At 68.9% G+C, this 19,180-nt stretch carries 16 protein-coding genes; 6 read left to right on the forward strand and 10 right to left on the reverse strand.

What is annotated here, in order from left to right; genetic code table 11:
• The first annotated feature begins 44 nt into the window (after positions 1-44).
• The 3 genes from PYV02_RS03030 to PYV02_RS03040 all read left to right on the forward strand — a co-directional run bounded on the left by PYV02_RS03030 (position 45) and on the right by PYV02_RS03040 (position 2,740).
• Positions 45-1,334, forward strand: coding sequence for an O-acetylhomoserine aminocarboxypropyltransferase/cysteine synthase family protein (locus PYV02_RS03030; protein ID WP_275756079.1), 1,290 nt, complete (start codon positions 45-47; stop codon positions 1,332-1,334).
• A 3-nt stretch (positions 1,335-1,337) separates the two neighbouring features.
• Positions 1,338-1,916, forward strand: a complete 579-nt coding sequence (locus PYV02_RS03035) for a CoA-binding protein (RefSeq protein WP_275756081.1) — start codon at positions 1,338-1,340, stop codon at positions 1,914-1,916.
• 71 nt (positions 1,917-1,987) lie between these two features.
• Complete coding sequence (locus PYV02_RS03040; RefSeq protein WP_275756083.1) at positions 1,988-2,740, forward strand: MBL fold metallo-hydrolase; 753 nt, start codon at positions 1,988-1,990, stop codon at positions 2,738-2,740.
• A gap of 4 nt (positions 2,741-2,744) precedes the next feature.
• Here the strand turns inward: PYV02_RS03040 and PYV02_RS03045 are convergent, their stop codons facing one another.
• From PYV02_RS03045 to PYV02_RS03065, 5 genes are read right to left on the reverse strand one after another with little or no spacing between them, the layout of a single operon-like run.
• Positions 2,745-3,575, reverse strand: a complete 831-nt coding sequence (locus PYV02_RS03045) for an aldo/keto reductase (RefSeq protein WP_275756085.1) — start codon at positions 3,573-3,575, stop codon at positions 2,745-2,747.
• Positions 3,576-3,585: 10 nt separating this feature from the next.
• Positions 3,586-4,725 (reverse strand): bifunctional 2-methylcitrate synthase/citrate synthase, encoded by a 1,140-nt coding sequence (locus tag PYV02_RS03050; RefSeq protein ID WP_275756087.1) that lies wholly within the window; start codon positions 4,723-4,725, stop codon positions 3,586-3,588.
• A gap of 8 nt (positions 4,726-4,733) precedes the next feature.
• Entirely contained in the window at positions 4,734-5,660 is a 927-nt protein-coding gene (gene prpB / locus PYV02_RS03055; RefSeq protein WP_275756089.1) for a methylisocitrate lyase, read from the reverse strand.
• A complete protein-coding gene (locus tag PYV02_RS03060; RefSeq protein WP_275756091.1) occupies positions 5,660-7,165 on the reverse strand; it encodes an MmgE/PrpD family protein in 1,506 nt (501 codons plus the stop codon). Before PYV02_RS03060 ends, prpB begins: the two co-directional genes overlap by 1 nt.
• Before the next feature lie 43 nt (positions 7,166-7,208).
• Complete coding sequence (locus tag PYV02_RS03065) at positions 7,209-7,880, reverse strand: GntR family transcriptional regulator (protein ID WP_275756093.1); 672 nt, start codon at positions 7,878-7,880, stop codon at positions 7,209-7,211.
• A 179-nt stretch (positions 7,881-8,059) separates the two neighbouring features.
• Between PYV02_RS03065 and PYV02_RS03070 the strand changes: the two genes are divergently transcribed.
• Positions 8,060-9,979 carry an AMP-binding protein gene (locus PYV02_RS03070; RefSeq protein ID WP_275756095.1) on the forward strand — a complete coding sequence of 640 codons (1,920 nt, stop codon included), beginning with the start codon at positions 8,060-8,062 and terminating at the stop codon, positions 9,977-9,979.
• A 3-nt stretch (positions 9,980-9,982) separates the two neighbouring features.
• Here the strand turns inward: PYV02_RS03070 and PYV02_RS03075 are convergent, their stop codons facing one another.
• Positions 9,983-10,468 (reverse strand): MarR family winged helix-turn-helix transcriptional regulator, encoded by a 486-nt coding sequence (locus tag PYV02_RS03075; protein ID WP_275756097.1) that lies wholly within the window; start codon positions 10,466-10,468, stop codon positions 9,983-9,985.
• Between the two features lie 41 nt (positions 10,469-10,509).
• Between PYV02_RS03075 and PYV02_RS03080 the strand changes: the two genes are divergently transcribed.
• The gene (locus PYV02_RS03080; protein ID WP_275756099.1) at positions 10,510-11,406 is read left to right on the forward strand and encodes an EamA family transporter; all 897 of its coding nucleotides are present in this window, start codon (positions 10,510-10,512) and stop codon (positions 11,404-11,406) included.
• Here PYV02_RS03080 and PYV02_RS03085 read toward each other — a convergent pair.
• The 4 genes from PYV02_RS03085 to PYV02_RS03100 are packed head-to-tail and all read right to left on the reverse strand — an operon-like array spanning position 11,391 to position 15,333.
• Complete coding sequence (locus tag PYV02_RS03085; protein ID WP_275756101.1) at positions 11,391-12,170, reverse strand: alpha/beta fold hydrolase; 780 nt, start codon at positions 12,168-12,170, stop codon at positions 11,391-11,393. The genes PYV02_RS03080 and PYV02_RS03085 overlap by 16 nt on opposite strands.
• Before the next feature lie 12 nt (positions 12,171-12,182).
• Entirely contained in the window at positions 12,183-13,148 is a 966-nt protein-coding gene (locus tag PYV02_RS03090; protein WP_275756103.1) for an SDR family oxidoreductase, read from the reverse strand.
• Complete coding sequence (locus PYV02_RS03095) at positions 13,145-14,068, reverse strand: bile acid:sodium symporter family protein (protein ID WP_275756105.1); 924 nt, start codon at positions 14,066-14,068, stop codon at positions 13,145-13,147. Before PYV02_RS03095 ends, PYV02_RS03090 begins: the two co-directional genes overlap by 4 nt.
• The gene (locus tag PYV02_RS03100; RefSeq protein ID WP_275756107.1) at positions 14,065-15,333 is read right to left on the reverse strand and encodes a flavin-containing monooxygenase; all 1,269 of its coding nucleotides are present in this window, start codon (positions 15,331-15,333) and stop codon (positions 14,065-14,067) included. The genes PYV02_RS03095 and PYV02_RS03100 overlap by 4 nt, the downstream gene beginning before the upstream one ends.
• A gap of 68 nt (positions 15,334-15,401) precedes the next feature.
• On the opposite strand from PYV02_RS03100, the gene hrpA reads away from it, so the two are divergent.
• Positions 15,402-19,172, forward strand: coding sequence for an ATP-dependent RNA helicase HrpA (gene hrpA / locus PYV02_RS03105; RefSeq protein WP_275756109.1), 3,771 nt, complete (start codon positions 15,402-15,404; stop codon positions 19,170-19,172).
• Positions 19,173-19,180 lie beyond the last annotated feature (8 nt).

Raw genomic sequence — 19,180 nt, forward strand, 5'->3', positions numbered from 1 at the left:
GTCACACGGCGTCGCTCTGCCCGACGATCGGTAGCCTGATCAGCATGGCTGATCGCGAGTATGGTTTCCGCACCCGGGCAATCCACGCCGGCAACATCCCGGATGCCGTCACCGGCGCACGGGCGCTGCCGATCTATCAGACCAGCGCCTTCGTCTTCGACGACACCGCGGATGCCGCCGCCCGGTTCGCGCTGCAGAAGTACGGCAACATCTACTCCCGCGTCTCCAACCCGACGGTGGCGAGCTTCGAGGAACGCGTGGCATCCCTCGAGGGCGGGCTCGGTGCGGTCGCGACGGCCAGCGGGCTCGGCGCGCAGTTCATCACCTTCGCGGCGCTCGCCGGGGCCGGCGACCACATCGTCTCGAGTGCAAACCTCTACGGCGGCTCGATCACCCAGCTCGACATCACCCTGCGACGCTTCGGTGTCGACACCACCTTCGTGCGCTCCTCCGACCCCGCCGACTACGCCGCGGCGATCACCGACAAGACCAAGCTCATCTTCGCCGAGACGATCGCGAACCCCTCCGGCGAGATCGCCGACATCGAGGGCCTCGCGGAGGTCGCGCACGCGCACCACCTGCCGCTCATCATCGACTCGACCGTCGCGACGCCGTACCTCAGCCGACCGATCGAGTGGGGCGCCGATGTGGTCGTGCACTCCGCTACGAAGTTCCTCGGCGGTGCCGGCACGACGCTCGGCGGCGTGGTGGTGGAATCGGGCCGGTTCCACTGGGCCAACGAGCACTTCCCGCTGTTCGACCAGCCGGTGCCCAGCTACGGCGGCCTCAACTGGCACGGCAACTTCGGCGAATACGCCTTCCTCACCCGCTTGCGCGCCGAGCAGCTGCGCGACATCGGTCCGGTGCTCGCGCCGCACTCCGCCTGGCTGCTCGCCACCGGGGTCGAAACCCTGCCGTTCCGCATGCAGGCGCACGTCGACAACGCCCGCATCGTCGCGGAGTGGCTCGACGCCGACCCGCGCATCGAGAAGGTGTTCTGGGCCGGGCTGCCGGGGCATCCGCACCATGAACGCGCGAAGAAGTACCTGCCGAAGGGCCCGGGCTCGGTGTTCAGCTTCGTGGTCAAGGGCGGCCGCGAGGTCGGCCAGAAGTTCATCGAGTCGGTGAACCTCGCCAGCCACCTCGCCAACATCGGCGACGCGAAGACGCTCGTGATCCATCCCGCGTCCACGACCCACGCTCAGCTCACCGAGCAGCAGCTGCTCGATGCCGGGGTGCTGCCGGGCGTCGTGCGTATCAGCGTCGGAATAGAAGACCCCGAGGACATCGTTGATGATCTCGACCAGGCTTTGTCCGCGGCAACGAAGGGCTGAACCATGAGCACCGCCACCGAAGAGACGGTCACGACGCAACTGGCCAATGGGCTGACCTGCGACATCCCCGCGGACTCGCCGCTCGCGAAGCTGCTGAAGTCGCAGCGCACCTGGATCGGCCCGAGCGCCAAGGAGCGGCTCGCGATCCTGCGCAAGGCGAAGTCGATCGCGATCGTCGGCGCTTCGCCGAACTCCACGCGATCGAGCTACTTCGTCGCCACCTACCTGCTGCAGTCCAGCGACTACCGCGTGTACTTCGTCAACCCGATGGTCGACGAGATCCTCGGCCACAAATCCTACAAGTCGCTCGCAGATCTGCCCGAGGTGCCCGACATCGTCGACGTCTTCCGCAAGGCCAGTGACATCCCCGCGGTCATCGACGAGGCGATCGCGATCGGCGCGAAGACGGTGTGGGTGCAGTTGGGCATCTGGAATCAGGATGCCGCGATCTACGGCGAGTCCAAGGGCCTGACGATCGTCATGGACCGCTGCATCAAGATCGAGCACGCCCGGTTCCATGGCGGCCTGCACCTGCTGGGCTTCGACACCGGCGTGATCACGGCCCGCAAGACGGTGCGCTGAGCACTGCCGAGCGGCGTGCCGGGGACACGATCACTCCCGTCGAACGACGCACCGTGGCGTAGTCTCGGAGCATGTCGTCGACGACCCTCACCTTCGTGGGCGGGCCGACCGCCATCCTCGACTACGCGGGCCTGCGCTTCGTGACCGACCCGACGTTCGACCCGCCGCGCTCCTACGCGGAGCCGGGATCGACGACGCTCGTGAAGACGGCCGGGCCCGGCATCCCGCGCGAGCAGCTCGGGCACGTGGACGCGGTGCTCTTGAGCCACCACTCCCACAAGGACAACCTCGACTACGAGGGCCTCGAACTGCTCGCCACCGGCGTGCCGACCTTCAGCACGTCGGATGCCGCGACCGAGCTCTTCGGCGGCGGGCTGATCGGCCTCGACTCCTGGGAGTCCGCGACCCTGGGCCCCGTCACCGTGACCGCCGTGCCCGCCCTGCACGGACCGCCCGGCAGTGAGCGCTTCGTGGGGGTGGTGACCGGGTTCGTGCTCGAGGCCGAGGGCGAGCCGACCGTGTACGTCAGCGGCGACAACGCCTCGCTGCCGCTCGTGGAGCAGATCGCGGGGCGGTTTCCGGCCATCGACATCGCCCTGCTGTTCGCCGGTGCCGCCCGCGTGCCATCGATCGCCGGCGACCTCACGCTCTCGGCGCGCGATGCGGTGACCGCCGCCGACATGCTCGGCGCCTCACGCGTGGTCGTGCTGCACGCCGTGGATTGGGAGCACTTCAGCGACCCGGCGGACGCCGTGGAGTCGGCCTTCGCCGGAGTGGATGCCTTCGTGCGATGCCCGCGCGGTGAGGCCGTCAGCCTCGCGTGAGCCGCTAGAACGTCGAGGTGTCCGGGTCGCTGCCGACGCGCATCCCCTGGTCCAGGCCGTCGATCGCCGCGAGTTCGGCCGCGCTCAACTCGAAGCCGAAGACGTCGAAGTTCTCCGCGATCCGTTCGCGCGAGTTGGACTTGGGGAACACGATGAGCCCGTGCTGCAGGTGCCACCGGATGACCACCTGTGCCGGCGTGACCCCGTGCGCGGCAGCCGCCGCGACGACGGGCGCCATGCCGAAGAGGTCGTACTTGCCCTGACCGAGGGGACCCCACGACTCCACCGCGATGCCGTGCTCGCGCGCGTAGTCGCGCAGCGGCACCTGCGCGAACGCGGGATGCAGCTCCACCTGGTCGACCGCCGGAACTGTGTCGCTCTCCGCGATGACGCGCTCGAGGTGGGCGGGCGTGAAGTTGGAGACCCCGATCGAGGCGGTCTTGCCGTCTGCCTTGATCTGCTCCAGCGCGTGCCAGGTCTCGACGTAGCGGTCGAGGTCGGGGCGCGGCCAGTGGATCAGGTAGAGGTTCACCGACTCGAGTCCGAGCTTCTCGAGGCTCAGATCGATCGCATCGAACGCGGATTGCGTGCCCTGATCGCTGTTCCAGAGCTTGGTCGTGATGAACAGCTCGTTCCGCGGGATGCCGGACGCGGCGATCGCGCGCCCCACACCCACCTCGTTGCCGTAGACCGCAGCGGTATCGATGTGGCGGTAGCCCACCTCGAGCGCGTCGGAGACGATCCGCTCGGTCTCGGCGGGTTCGACACGGAACACACCGAAACCGAGCTGGGGAATCGTGAAGCCGTCATTGAGGGCGATGGTGGGAACACTCATGCCCCCAAATCTACGCGGTCGTGTCGGGCACCACCCGCTGGTCGACACCGTTGTACGCGCTGAGCGGACGGATGAGCGAGTTCGCGGCGAGCTGCTCCATCACGTGCGCGGTCCATCCGGTGACGCGCGAGGCGATGAACAGCGGCGTGAACATCGTGGTGTCGAACCCGATGAGGTTGTAGGCCGGACCCGACGGGTAGTCGAGGTTGGGCTTGATGTTCTTCGTCGACACCATCGCCGTCTCGAGCGCGTCGTAGAGCGCGAGCACCTCGGGGCGGTCGTAGTGGGCGACCAGGGTGTCGAGCGCGGCCTTCATGGTCGGCACCCTGGAGTCGCCGTTCTTGTACACCCGGTGGCCGAAGCCCATGATCTTGCGCTTGTCGGCCAGCGCCTTCTCGAGCCAGGCCGCGGCGGCTTCCGCGGTCTCGATCTCCTCGAAGGTGTGCTGCACCGCCTCGTTCGCCCCACCGTGCAGCGGGCCCTTGAGCGCGCCGATCGCACCGATGACGGCCGAGTAGACGTCGCTGAGCGTCGAGGTGATCACGCGCGCCGTGAACGTCGAGGCGTTGAAGGAGTGCTCCGCGTAGAGGATCATCGACACGTCGAAGGCGCTCACCACGACCTCCTCCGGCACCTCGCCGAAGGTCATGTGCAGGAAGTTGGCCGAATAGCCGAGGTCGTCGCGCGGCTCCACGAGCTCCTCGTGTCGCAGCCGGCGCTGCGCATAGGCGACGATCGCGGGCAGCTGCGCGAACATCCGGATGCTGCGCTCCTGCGTCAACTCCAGGTCGATCCACGTCGGGTCAGCACCGAGGGTCTCGTCGAGGGCGCCGAGCACACTGATGGCGGTGCGCACGACATCCATCGGATGCGCCGTCAGCGGCAGCGCGTCGATGACGTGCTTGACCTTGGGATCGAGGTGACGCAGCGAGCGCTCGAGGGTCTCGAACTCCGCGAGTTGCTTCGCCGTCGGCAGCTCGCCCTTCCAGAGCAGCCAGGCGACCTCCTCGAAGGTGCACTTCGCGGCGAGCTCCTGCACCGGGTATCCGCGGTACAGCAGCGAGTTGGTCTCCGGGTTGACCTTGGAGATCGCGGTCACATCGGCGACGACGCCCGCGAGCCCCTTCTTGATCTCGATCGTGTCGGTCATCGTGTCTCCTAGTGCTCTGGGTTGGTGTGCGCAGCGTGGCTGTCGAGGGAGAAGTTGAACACGCTCGTGTCGAAGGCGTTGTACGCCTCGTAGTCGAGCAGCTCATAGAGCCTTGCCCGAGTCTGCATGCCAGCGACCTCCGATTGCAACGACCCTTCTGCTGCGAGCGTGTCGAGGCCGCGCTCGGCGGCACCCATCGCGATGCGCAGCAACGACACCGGGTAGATCACGATGCGGATGCCGACGTCGGCGAGCTGCTGCCGGGTGAACAGCTCGCTCTTGCCGAACTCGGTCATGTTGGCCAGCACCGGCACGTCCAGCGCGTTCGTGACGGCCTCGAACTCGCCGAGATCCTTCATGGCCTCCGGGAAGATCGCGTCGGCACCGGCATCCACGAGCGCCTTGGCCCGATCGATCGCCGCCTGCAGACCGTCGACGGCCCGGATGTCGGTGCGCGCCATGATGAGCAGGTTCGGGTCGCGCCGGGCGTCCGCCGCCGCGCGGATGCGCTTGAGCGCGGTGTCGGTGTCCACCACGGCCTTGCCGTCGAGGTGGCCGCAGCGTTTCGGGTTGACCTGGTCCTCGATGTGGAGGCCGGAGACGCCGGCATCCTCGAGCTCCTGCACGGTGCGAGCCACGTTCATCGGCTCGCCGAAGCCCGTGTCGGCGTCGATGATGGTCGGCAGGTCGGTCATCCGCGAGATCTGGGCACCCCGGCCGGCGACCTCGGTGAGCGTCGTCAGCCCGATGTCGGGCAGCCCGAGGTCGGCGGAGAGCACCGCCCCGGAGATGTAGACGCCATCGAAGCCCTTGTCTTGGATGAGCTTGGCCGAGAGCGGATTGAACGCGCCGGGGAACTGCAGCAGCTCACCGGAGTTCAGTCGTTCGCGGAGCGCCGCGCGCTTCTGCGCGACCGGGGTGCGGGAGTACAGCATCAGAAGATCCCCTTCGGGGTGATGGCGGGGAAGTCGCCGTTGACGGTGAGGCCGGCCAGCTCGGCGGCGCTGAGCTCCGGCAGCCGCTGGGCGGTGTCGAGGAAGCGCTCGATCTCGGCCGGCGCGAGAACCCCGTCGGCGAGCGAGCGGAACTTCTGCACGTACTGCTCGCGAGCGAAGGGACGCGCGCCGAGCGGGTGTGCATCCGCGACCGCGATCTCCTCGACGATGCGCCTTCCGTCGGTGAGCTCGATCTCGACGCGACCGCCGAAGGCCTTCTCGGAGATGTCGTTGGAGTGGTATCGGCGCGTCCACTCCGGGTCTTCGACGGTGGTCACCTTGTTCCACAGCTCGACCGTGTCGGGGCGACCGGCGCGTTCGGGGGCGTAGGAGTCGACGTGGTGCCACGTGCCGTCCTGCAGCGCGACCGTGAAGATGTACGGAATCGAGTGGTCGAGCGTCTCACGGCTCGCCTTCGGGTCGTACTTCTGCGGGTCATTCGCGCCGGACCCGATCACGTAGTGGGTGTGGTGGCTGGTGTGCAGCACCGCCCGCACGATGTTCTTCGGGTCGCGGAGTTCGGGATGCTCGTGCCCGAGCTTTCTGGCGAGGTCGATCCATGCCTGCGCCTGGTACTCCGCCGAGTGCTCCTTCGTGTAGCTGTCGAGGATCGCCAGCCGAGGCTCGCCGTGCTCCGGCAGCGGCACCTCGTAGCGACCCTCGGGGCCGTCGAGCAGCCAGGCGATCACGCCGTCCTCGCCCTCGTAGATCGGGGTGGGGCTGGTCTGTCCGCGCATCGCCCGGTCGACGGCCTCGACCGCCATCTTGCCGGCGAAGGCGGGGGCGTGCGCCTTCCAGGTGGAGATCTCGCCCTTGCGCGACTGGCGCGTGGCGGTGGTGGTGTGCAGCGCCTGGCCGATCGCCTGGAAGATCGTCTCGGTCGGCAGGCCGAGCAGCGTGCCGATGCCGGCCGCCGCCGAGGGGCCGAGGTGTGCGACGTGGTCGATCTTGTGCTTGTGCAGGCTGATGGCCTTCACGAGGTCGATCTGGATCTCGTAGCCGGTGACGATGCCGCGCAGCAGTTCCGCGCCGCTGCGGCCGGTGTGCTGGGCGACGGCGAGGATCGGGGGGATGTTGTCGCCCGGGTGCGAGTACTCGGCCGCGAGGAACGTGTCGTGGTAGTCGAGCTCGCGCACGGGGACGCCGTTGGCCCAGGCCGCCCACTCGGGGCTGGTCAGCTGCCCACTGCCGAAGACGGTGCTGCCGGTGCCGTTGCGGGAGACGAGGTGCGCCTCCGCCTGGGCGCGCGCGGCGACGACCGGACCGCGGGTCAGCGACGCGGTCGCGACGGCCGCGTTGTCGATCACGCGGTTGATCACCATGTCGGCCACGGCATCCGTCGCCTCGATGTTCTCGCTCGCGACCTCCGCGATCTTCCAGGCGAGCTGGTTCTCGCGGGGCAGGGATTCGCTGCTCTTGTACATGCGAACGGGGTGGAGCTTCATGCTGGGCCTTTCGATGGGAACTGGGCGGAGAATGCCGGGTGGATCACGCGGTGACCGGGAGCGGCGACTCCGCGGCCATGGACAGCGCGCTCTGCAGCGCGCGATGGAGATGCACGTGGGTGGCGTGCTCGGCGAGCTCGCCGTCGCGCGCGGCGATCGCCTGCACGATCAGCAGGTGCTCGGCGGCGGCGGCGGAGAGCCGCTGCGGGTTGTCCTTGGCGAGCCTGCGCACGCGCACCAGGTGGGTGCGCAGGCTGGTCAGCGCGGTCACCAGGTAGGGGTTCTGCACGCTCTCGTCGACGGCCTCGTCGAAGCGGCGAACCAGGTCGTAGTAGGACTCGCGACGCGGGTCGGGGTGCTCGAGCAGCGCCGGCACGGTGATGAACTCCCGCTCGAGGCGCTCGAACACGTCGGTGTCGTGACGGATCGCCGCCAGTCGGGCGGCACGGCCTTCGAGCGCATGGCGCACCTCGAAGAGTTCCCGGATGTTGTCGAGCGAGATGTCGGCGACGACGAGCCCGCGACCCGCCTGCGGTGCGACGAGCCCGTCTGCGGTCAGCCTCGCGAGCGCCTCCCGCAGCGGCGTTCTGGAGACCCCGAGCCGGGTGGACTGCTCGACCTCGCCGAGCACGCTGCCCGGCGGGAGCTCCCAGTTGACGATCTCATCGCGCAGCGCGAGGTAGGCGCGATCACTGGCACGGAGCACGACGGCCAATCTCGCTCCCCTCGCTCGGGCGACCCGGTGTTTCGAGCCCTGCGTGGCATCCCGGCACCCGGTCATGTATACAGAATGCCGAGTATAGTCCGATCCGCTCGCGATTGTGCGAGACTTCTGGCACACTTTGTATACACGGAGCTCGCATCCGTGGAAGACCTTCGCTGAGGAAGTGATCCGTGAACCAATCACCGGGTGCCGTGTTCCGCTCCGTCGTCGAGCGCAGTCGTGCGGACCCGGAAGGCTTCTGGCTCGACGCGGCCGACGCCATCGATTGGGATGTCGCCCCCACCCGAGCCGTCGACGACGGTGCCGCGCCGCTCTACCGCTGGTTCCCCGACGGTGCGCTCAACACGTGCTTCAACGCCCTGGACCGCCATGTCGCCGCGGGGCGCGGCGACACCACCGCGCTCATCTACGACTCCCCCGTCGTCGGCAAGCAGAAGCGCTACAGCTATGCGACCCTGCTCGACAAGGTCGCCAGATTCGCCGGAGTGCTCGCCGACGCGGGCATCGGCAAGGGCGACCGCGTGGTCATCTACATGCCGATGATGCCGCAGGCCGTCGTCGCGATGCTCGCCTGCGCGCGGCTGGGCGCCGTGCACTCGGTGGTGTTCGGCGGATTCGCCGCGAAGGAACTGGCCACGCGACTGGATGACGCCGAGCCCACGGTGATCGTCACGGCATCCGGCGGCATCGAACCGAGCCGCGTGGTGGAGTACCTGCCGACGATCGTCGAGGCGCTCGGCATGAGCAAGGGCACCGTGCAGACGGTGATCGTGAAGGATCGTCCCGAGGTGCCCGGCTCCGCCGCCGAGTTCGCGGACTCCGTGCCCGGCGTGCGCTGGTGGGATTTCCGGGAGCGCGCGCTGGCCGCCATCGCTCACCCACCGGTCTCGGTCGCCGCCACCGACCCGCTCTACATCCTCTACACCTCGGGCACCACCGGCGCCCCGAAGGGGGTCGTGCGCGACAACGGCGGCCACGCCGTCGCGCTCGCCTGGTCGATGCGCAACGTCTACGACATCGGCGTCGGCGACGTGATGTGGACCGCGAGCGATGTCGGCTGGGTGGTCGGCCACTCCTACATCGTCTACGGTCCGCTGCTGGCGGGTGCGACGACGGTGCTCTACGAGGGCAAGCCCGTCGGCACCCCGGATGCCGGCGCATTCTGGCGCGTCGCCAGCGACTACGGGGTCAAGACCCTGTTCACCGCGCCGACCGCGCTGCGGGCGATCCGCAAGGCCGATCCCCACGCCGCGCTGTCGCACCGGTACGACCTCAGCCGGCTCGAGACGCTGTTCCTCGCCGGCGAGCGGCTCGATCCCGAGACCTGGACCTGGGCCACGGCCCTGCTCGACAAGCCCGTGATCGACCACTGGTGGCAGACGGAGACGGGCTGGGCGATCTGTGCGAGTCCGCGCGGCATCGAGCACCTGGAGCTGCGCGCCGGCTCGCCCTCGTTCCCGCTGCCCGGCTATCACGTCTCCATCGTCGACGAGCACGGTCTCCCGGTGCAGCACCTGGAGGAGGGCAACATCGTCATCGACCTGCCGCTGCCGCCGGGCACCCTCGCCACACTCTGGCACGCCGATCAGCGCTACATCGACTCCTACCTCAGCGCCTTCCCGGGCAAGTACCTCACCGGAGATTCCGGGTACTTCGACCGCGACGGGTACCTCTACGTGATGGGCCGAACCGACGACATCATCAACGTCGCCGGCCACCGGTTGTCGACGGGATCGATGGAGCAGGTGCTGGCGCAGCATCCGGCCGTCGCGGAGTGCGCCGTGGTCGGAGTGAAGGACTCGCTCAAGGGCCAGAAGCCGCTCGGGCTCGTCGTGCTGAAGACCGGCAGCGAGGTCGAGACCGAGCGCCTCGTGACCGAGCTCGTCGCCCTGGTGCGCGAGCAGATCGGGGCGGTCGCGGCATTCCGGGATGCGGTCGTCGTCGCGACCCTGCCGAAGACCCGTTCCGGCAAGATCCTGCGCAAGACCATCCGTCAGATCATCGACGGCGAGGATTACGTGGTGCCGCCCACGATCGACGACCCGGCGGCGATCGACCACATCATCGAGGCGGCCGCGCGAATCGCCTGACCCCTAGAGCTTGGCAAGCCACCTGGCCAGGATCGTCTCGATCGCGCGCCGATCGTCGGGATCCAGCGCCGCGACGAGTCGATGCTCGTTGGCGATGTGGGCCTCGAACGCCCGATCGATCCGCTCGCGGCCCGCGGCCGTCAGCGCGACCACCCGACCGCGCCCGTCGCGCCGCGACACGCGACGCGTCACGAGGCCTGCGTCTTCGAGCCGATCGATCCGCTTGGTCATGGCCCCGGTCGTGACCATCGTGTGCATGGCGAGATCTCCGGGGGTTCGCTCGTAGGGCTCCCCCACCCGTCGCAGGGTCGCGAGCACGTCGAACTCCCCCTCGGTGAGGCCGTGCTCGCGATAGACGACCGCGAGCTGGTCGGTCAGCGCGAGCGCGAGCCGATGAAGCCGCCCGATGACCCCGACGGGGCTGACATCGAGATCGGGTCGCTCGCGCTGCCACTCGCGAATGATCCCGGACACATGGTCTTCCGTCATGGTCGACCATGATATCTTCCCAGGAAGCTATAGTGTCTTCCGTGGAAGATAAGTGGCGGTGGATGCTCGTCACCGCCATCGCGCCCGTCGCCTGGGGCTCGACCTACGTCGTCACACGCGAACTGCTTCCCGCCGAACACCCGCTCTGGGGCGCCCTCCTCCGGGCCCTGCCCGCCGGACTGCTGCTGCTGGCCATCGCGCGCCGACGGCCGCACGGCTCGTGGTGGTGGCGATCGCTCGTGCTCGGGGTGCTCAACATCGGCGCGTTCTTCGTGCTCGTCTACCTCGCGGCGCAACTGCTGCCCTCGAGCATCGCGTCGACCATCATGGCGTCGTCGGCCGGGGTCATCCTGGTGCTCGCCTGGCCGCTGCTCGCCCAGCGACCGCAAGTGCTGTCCGCGATCGGGGCTGCCGTCGGCTTCGCTGGCGTCGCCGTGATGCTCGCCCCGGGCGGCGACGACATCAACGGCTGGGGCGTGCTCGCCTCGCTCGCCGCGATGGCGAGCTCCTCCGTCGGCTTTCTGCTGGCTCGTCGCTGGGGCGGGGGGATTCCGCTGCTGGCGATGACCTCGTGGCAGTTGATCGCGGGCTCGATGCTGCTGTTGCCGGTCGCGATCGTCGTCGAGGGTGCCCCGCCCACGCTCGACGGCGGTGCGACGCTGGGCTTCCTCTACCTGACCGTCGTCGGCACCGCGATCGCCTTCGTCGCCTGGTTCGCGGGGCTGCGGCACTTGCCCGCGGGCGTGGTTGGCGTGATCGGGTTGCTGAACCCCGTCACGGGGGTGCTGTTGGGCACGCTGCTCGTCGGCGAGCACCTCGGCCCCGCCCAGCTCGTCGGCATCGCCCTCGTGCTCGCCGGTGTGCTGATCGGTCAGGCTGCGGCGGGTCGAGTTCGCCGATCGCCGCTGCCACGCGAGGCCGATCAGCCGATCGCCTGAGCCACCACCCGCGCCAGACGCTTGCCGATGCCGTGGTCGCTCGCCGCCACCTTGTGCACGGTCACCCCGCTCATCCTGGCAACGACCTTGAGCGACCCCTCCGATGCGAACTCGTCGAGCGCGCCGTAGACGATCTCGACCGGCGCCTCGACCGCGGCCAGATCGCTCACCGTGGTCTGCGACTCGATCGAGTTCTCCAAGGACTTCACGAACGGCGTCCAGGTGCGTTCGTTGATGTCCATCGAGCCCGGGATCGCCAGAAACTTCTCGACGACCGCCGCGTTCCTCAGGGTGAACTCCTTGTTCGTGCGCACGTACTCGTACGCCTTGCGGTAGAAGCCCATGCGGTCGCGATCGAGATCGCTGGAGAGCTCGGCGGGCGAGAGATAGATCGGCGGGCTGACGAGCACCAGCTTGTTCACCGACCGGGGGTTGCGCGCCGCGAATCGCGCACCGATCAGGGCGCCCATCGAATGCCCGACCAGGGTGAAGGGATGCCGCAGACCCAGTGACTGCACGGTGCGCTGGATCGCGGCGGCGTGATCGGCGAGCGTGTAGTCGCAGTCCTCGATGATCGGCGAGGTTCCGAATCCCAGCAGGTCGATCGAGATGCACCGGTGGGTGTGCTCGATCAGCGGCAGCACGTTCGTGAAGGTCACCGACGATGAGGCGATGCCGTGGATCAGCACGACGACGGGGCCCTGCCCGCGATCGTCGACGACGTTCAGCAGCGGAAGCCGCCGGGGCCGCTTCCACCAACGCATGCCTCGAGTATGTCACCGCTGCGGCGAAACGCTCCCCCATCGAGCGGCGCGATACGCCAGCAGCGCCTCGCGGCTGCTGTGCGAGGGCACCAGACCGAACTCGGCCTTCAACCGGGCGTTCGAGAGCACCGGCCGGTAGCGCAGGAACTTCACCTGCGCGGCCCCGTGCGGCGTCAACCGCAGCGCGTGGCCGACGGCGAGCGCGGCGGCGAGCGCCCACGCCGGGATGCGCAGCGTCGGCTTGCCGAGGATGTCGGCGATCTCGCGCACGGTGAGCTTGCCGTCGCCTGCCACGTTGTAGACACCGGTCGGGCCGTCGGTGGCGGCGCGCACCATCGCGGCCACGACATCCTCGACCCAGACGAACACGAATGGGCTCTCGGAGCCGACGATCTCCAGGATGCGCTCGCCCTCCCACAGCGCCGTGATCTGATTGCGCACGGTGGGCCCGAGGATCGTGCCGATGCGGAAGACCACCTGTTCGAGCTCCGGGTTGGAGGCCCGCAGCGCGGCGAGCTGCTCCTCGACGAGTCGCTTGTGCCGCGAGTACGGAAAATCGTCGTTGCCGCGCAACGCATCCGTCTCGACGAGCCACTCGGGGTTGTCCGCGTGGTAGCCGTAGGCGGCGCCGCTCGAGGAGACCACCACGCGCCGCACGCCCGCCGCGAGGCAGGCGTCGAACACGGCACGCGAACCCTCCACGTCGACGCGGTACTCCTGCTCGACGGTCGTCGTCGCGCCGGGGTTGACGATCGAGGCGAGATGCACGACCACGTCGATGCCGTGGCGCTCGAACAGCGGCTGCAGCGTGCCCGGCTCCGTGACATCGGCGCGCACGTAGGTCACGCCGGGCAGCGGCGATGCCGGCTCGCGCAGGTCGCCGCTGACCACGAGGTCGACGGCCGGGGATGCCGCGAGCCCCGCCACCACCGACGACCCGAGAAACCCCGATCCGCCCGTGACGAAGACGCGCGTCACACCGCCACCTGCTCGGTGGCGTTCTCGGCGGCCTTGCGACGGCCCCACCAGGTGGCGAGCGCGAGGCCGGCGATGATGTCCCAGATGCCCCACCAACCGGCCACGATCGCCATGCCGCCGAGCCCGCCGAAGAACGTGAACACGAGCCCCAGGCCGAGGCCCGCGTTGCGGATGCCGAGCTCGAAGGTCACCGCTTTCGAGTCGTACATGTTCAACCGGCCGAGTCGAGCGGCACCGAAGCCGAGCCCCAGTGCGATCGCGTCGTGCAGGAAGACCGCCAGCAGCACCACCCCGATGTAGGCGATGAAGTAGGTGAAGTTGCCGACCAGCGCGGCGACGATGAACCCGACGAGCCCGAGCAGGCTCACCCACTTGGCGATCGGGTGCACGCGCGCGGCGAACGCCGGCCAGCGGTGCCGGATGAACAGCCCGGCGGCGAACGGCAGGCCGATGATGAGGAAGATCTCGAGCAGCATCTGCCAGCCGTTGAGGCTCACCTGCTTGACGATCGCGGAGGCGGTGGGGTGCAGGCTGCCCCAGAACGACAGGCTCAGCGGCAGCACGAAGATGTAGATCACGTTCGTGACCGCCGTCATCGAGACCGAGAGCGCCACGTTGCCCTTGGCGCGGTAGGTGAGGATCTGCGAGATGTTGCCGGGCGGGCAGCACGCCACGAGGATCATGCCGAGCGCGATCGAGCCCTGCACGTTCAACAGCAGCGTCAGGCCGAAGGTCACCGCGGGCAGCAACAGAATCTGCGCCACGAGCGAGATCGCGAAGGCCTTCGGCGCTCGGCGCACGGCCTTGAAGTCGTCGACGCTCGTGTCGATCGCGATGCCGAACATGATGAGCCCGAGCACGATGTTGAGGGCGATGAGCGAGCCGGGGGTGAAGTTCAAGACGACGTCGTCGATGTTCACGTGGTGGCCTTTCGGGTCAGGGATGCTGCGGCCTTGCGCACGGCGCGGCGGTAGGCGTCTTTGTTGACGTAGTACGACATGCGCTCGAGTTCGAGGTAGCGGTACCCGCCGGTGAGGTCGGGTGGCGGCCCGGCGGCGCGCCGACGGAATCGGGCCTGCTGCGCGTCATCCGCCGCCAGGTATGCGGCGATGAGCTCGGCCTGCTCGGCGCGACCCTGCCATCCGATGCCGGATGCCTCGATCATCCCCATCACGAACAGCCCACTGAACGACGGCGGGAAGATGTTGAGGTAGAGGCTCGGCGCCATGCCCGTCCAGTTGAGCTCGGCGCGCTCGACCATCGGGTAGTCGAGCGTGTAGCCCGTGGCGAGCACGATCAGGTCGTAGTCGCGCGAGGTGCCGTCGGTGAAGTGCACGGTGCTGCCCTCGAACCGCTCCGGCCCCGGAACCACCTGCAGATCGCCCTGGCCGAGGTGGCCCAGCACGAGGGTGTTGACGATGGGGTGCGACTCGTAGATGCGGTAGTCGGGTTTCGGAAACCCGAACCGCACCGGGTCGCCGGTGAAGGCCTTCAGCACGCGCGAGTCGATCGCCTGCTTGATGCGCGCGGGTAGCGGCCGGCCCTGGTTGAGCGTGTCGCTGGGCTTGCCAAACAGGTAGCGCGGCACGAAGTAGTAGCCGCGCCGCACACTGAGGTCGACGGATGCCGCGTGGTGCACCGCATCGACCGCAATGTCGCACCCGCTGTTGCCCGCCCCCACGATGAGCACCCGCTTGCCCGCGAAGATCGTGGCGCTCTTGTACCCGCTCGAGTGCAGCAGTTCGCCGTCGAAGTGTCCGGGGAAGCTCGGGATGCTCGGCTCGGCGAGGGTGCCGTTGGCGAGCACCACGCCGTCGACGCGCTCGCCGTCGACGCTCCAGCCCGTGGCATCCCGCTCCACCCGTTCGACCTTCGTGCCGAAACGGAACCGCTCGCGCAGGCCGAACGTGTCGGCGTACTCGCCGAAGTACCGCTTCAGCTCGCGGTGACCCGGGTAGTCGGCCCTGCTGCGCATGGGCAGTTCGGCGAACTCGGTGGTGGTGCGCGAGGAGATGAGGTGCGCGGACTCGTACATCGTGCTGCGCGGGTTCTCGATGTCCCAGAGCCCGCCGACGTCGTGCGCCGCCTCGAAGCCGACGACCTCGATGCCCGCGCGATCGAGGGCGCGCGCAGCAGCCAGGCCCGATGGCCCCGCGCCGATGACGGCGATACGTTCCGGCTTCATTGCCCTCCGCGCTCCGTGCTGCTGGGAAATCCTATCGGTCGCGCGGGACGACTTAAGCTGGAGGGCTCATGCCCACTCTCCCCACGATCGTCTATCCCGCCGGGCTGCCCGTCAGCCAGCGCCGGGACGACATCGTCGACGCCATCCGCGCCAATCAGGTGCTCGTGCTCGCCGGCGCGACGGGCTCGGGCAAGACCACCCAGCTGCCGAAGATGCTGCTCGAACTCGGCTACGAATCGATCGCCCACACCCAGCCCCGCCGCATCGCGGCCCGCACGATCGCGGAGCGCATCTCCGAGGAGCTCGGCACCGAGCTTGGCGGACTCGTCGGCTACCAGGTGCGGTTTACCGACAAGGCCGGCCCGCAGACGCGCATCAAGCTCATGACCGACGGCATTCTGCTCAACCAGATCCACCGCGACCGCGACCTCACGCAGTACGACGCGATCGTCATCGACGAGGCGCACGAGCGCAGCCTCACCGTGGACTTCCTGCTCGGCTACCTCAAGCAACTGCTGCCGAGACGCCCCGATCTCAAGGTCATCATCACGAGTGCGACGATCGACCCGGAGAGCTTCGCGAAGCACTTCGCGGATGCCGCGGGCCGACCCGCCCCGATCATCGAGGTCTCGGGCCGCACCTACCCCGTCGAGATCCGCTACCGGCCGCTGGTGGCCGAGGAGTCGGAGGACGAGAACGGCGACAGCTCCGCCGACCGCGACTACCTCCAGGGCATCAACGACGCCCTTGACGAGCTGTCCCGCGAGTCCGACGGCGACGTGCTCGTCTTCCTCTCCGGCGAGAACGAGATCCGGGATGCCGAGGACGCGATCAAGGGACGCCGCCTCCCCGGCACCGAGGTGCTCCCCCTCTACGGTCGCCTGAGCGCCGCGGACCAGCACCGCGTGTTCGAGTCCACCCGGGCCCCCGGTACCCGGCGTCGGGTGGTGCTGGCGACGAACGTCGCGGAGACGTCGTTGACGGTGCCGGGCATCCGTTACGTCATCGACGCCGGCACGGCGCGCATCAGCCGCTACAGCGTGCGCTCGAAGATCCAGCGGCTGCCGATCGAGGCGATCAGCCAGGCGAGCGCGAACCAGCGCAGCGGACGCTCGGGCCGCACGAGCGACGGCATCGCGATTCGGCTGTACTCGGAGGAGGACTTTCAGCGACGACCCGAGTTCACCGATCCGGAGATCCTGCGCACGAACCTCGCGGCGGTCATCCTGCAGATGCTCTCGCTCGGGCTCGGCGACATCGCGAGCTTTCCGTTTCTGCAGCCGCCGGACTCCCGAGGCATCAAGGACGGCCTCGACCTGCTGCGCGAGCTCGGTGCGGTCGACGCTGCCGGTGCGATCACCCGGATCGGCCGTCAGCTCTCCCAACTGCCGATCGACCCGCGGCTGGCGCGCATGGTGCTCGAGTCGAAACAGCACGGCACGACCCGTGAGGTGATGGCGATCGTCGCGGCGCTCAGCATTCAGGATCCGCGCGAGCGGCCGCTCGAGCGTCGCGCCCAGGCGGACCAGCAGCATGCGCGCTTCGTCGACCCGACGAGCGACTTCCTCACCCTGCTGAACCTGTGGAACCACCTGGAGGAGCGGCAGAAGGAGCTCAGCGGCAACGCCTTCCGCCGACTGGTCAAGAGCGAGTACCTCAACTACCTGAGGGTGCGGGAGTGGAACGACGTCTACCGCCAGCTCACCCGCATGTCCAAGCAGCTGGGGCTGGTGGTCGGCGCGGCGCACGTGAACCCGGACGGCATCCATCGTTCCCTGCTGGCCGGGCTGCTGAGCCACATCGGCCTCAGGGATGCCGCGAAGAAGGACTACCTCGGAGCCCGCCAGGCGCGGTTCGTGATCTTCCCGGGTTCCGCGCTGGCCAAGAAGCAGCCGGCGGCGATCATGAGCGCGGAGCTCGTCGAGACGAGCCGACTGTTCGCCCGCGTGAACGCCGCGATCGACCCGGCCTGGGCCGAGCCGATCGCCGGCGACCTCGTCAAGCGCACCTATTCCGAGCCGCACTGGGAGAAGAAGCAGGGCTCCGTCGTCGCCTACGAGCGGGCGACCCTGTACGGCGTGCCGATCATCGTCAAGCGCCGGGTGCAGTACTCCCGCATCGACCCGGCGCTGGCGAGGGAGCTGTTCATCCGTCACGCGCTCGTGGAGGGCGAGTGGGATGTCGACCGGCTCGACCGCAGACTCACGGCGTTCGACCGGGCGAACCGTGCACTTCGGCGCACACTCGAGGAGGTGGAGGAGCGCACGCGGCGCCGCGACATCCTCTCCGACGACGAGGCGATCGTCGAATTCTACGAGCGCCGCATCCCGGCCGACGTCGCGAGCGCGAGATCGTTCGAGACCTGGTGGCGCAGAGCCCGCGCGGAGACCCCCGACCTCCTCACCATGACCTCCGCCGACCTGCTCGGTGAGGATGACGCCGAGCAGCCCGCCCTGGAGCGCCACGAGGGGGATTTCCCCAGCACCTGGAGCCAGGGCGACCAGACGCTCGCGCTCTCCTACCGCTTCGAGCCGGGCGCCGAGAACGACGGTGTGACCGTGACGGTGCCCATGCCGCTGCTGGCCGGGCTCCGCGCCGACGGCTTCGACTGGCAGGTGCCGGGCCTGAGGGAGCAGCTCGTGACCGCGCTGATCAAGTCCCTGCCGAAGCACATCCGCAAGAACGTCGTGCCCGCCGCGGACTGGGCGCGCACGCTGCTGGCCGCCAGTGACGAGTCGCTGCCGCTCACCGCGTTCCTCGCGCGCGAGATCACCGCGCAGACGTACACCCCCGTGAACCCTGCCGACTTCGACCTCGACCGCGTGCCCGCCCACCTCAAGGTCACCTTCGCGGTCGCCGACGAGCGCGGCACGGTGGTCGCGAGCGGCAAGACCCTGAGCGCCCTGCAGGCGAGCCTCAAGCCCGCCGCGCGAGCGAGCGTCGCGAAGGTCGTCGAGTCCGGAGACCGGGCCCGCCGAGACCCGACCGAACGCTCCGGCATCACGGCCTGGGACTTCGACGCGCTCGACCGCGTTCGCGACGTCGAGCACGGCGGCAACACGGTGCGCGCCTACCCCGCCCTCGTCGACGAGGGCTCGAGCGTCGCGATCCGGCTCATGGGCACCGCGCACGACCAGGCCGTGGCCCACCCGGGCGGGGTGCGCCGACTGCTGCTGCTGACCATCCCCTCCCCGGTCGGCTACGTGCAGCAGCACCTGACCACGCAGGAGAAGCTCGTGCTGGCTCAGAGCCCGTACCGCACCACGGCCGCGCTCTTCGAGGACTGCATGATCGCGTGCATCGACGCGGTTGTCGGCGATCGCGAGATCTTCACCCGCGCCGAGTTCGAGGCGGCTCGGGATGCCGTGTCCGCCACGATCGTCGACGACCTGTTCCAGACCGTCGCCCTGGTCTCGCGCATCATCGCGGGCTCCCGTGCGGCCGACAAGGCGATCCGGGATGCCACGAGCATGACCCTCATCGCCCCCCTCGGCGATGCCCGCACCCAACTCGACGCGCTCGTGTATCCCGGTTTCATCGCGGCGACGGGACTCGGGCGGCTGCGGCGGCTGCCGGTGTACCTCGAGGGCATCGTGCACCGCGTGGGCAAGCTCGCGGAGAACCCGGCACGCGATCGGGTGTGGATGTCCGAGGTGCAGCTGGCCACCGAACGCTACCTCGCGGCCGGCGGCGAACTGCCGCTGCCCGCTGGGGCGGAACCCCGGCTGGCGCGCGTGCGCTGGATGCTCGAGGAGCTGCGGCTCTCCCTCTTCGCCCAGCACCTGGGTACCGACGGTCCGGTGAGCCTGCAGCGCATCGCGAAGGCCCTCGCGGACTGAGCGGCAGC

It is taken from the genome of Antiquaquibacter metalliresistens, assembly GCF_029211225.1.
Taxonomy (GTDB): domain Bacteria; phylum Actinomycetota; class Actinomycetes; order Actinomycetales; family Microbacteriaceae; genus Rhodoglobus; species Rhodoglobus metalliresistens.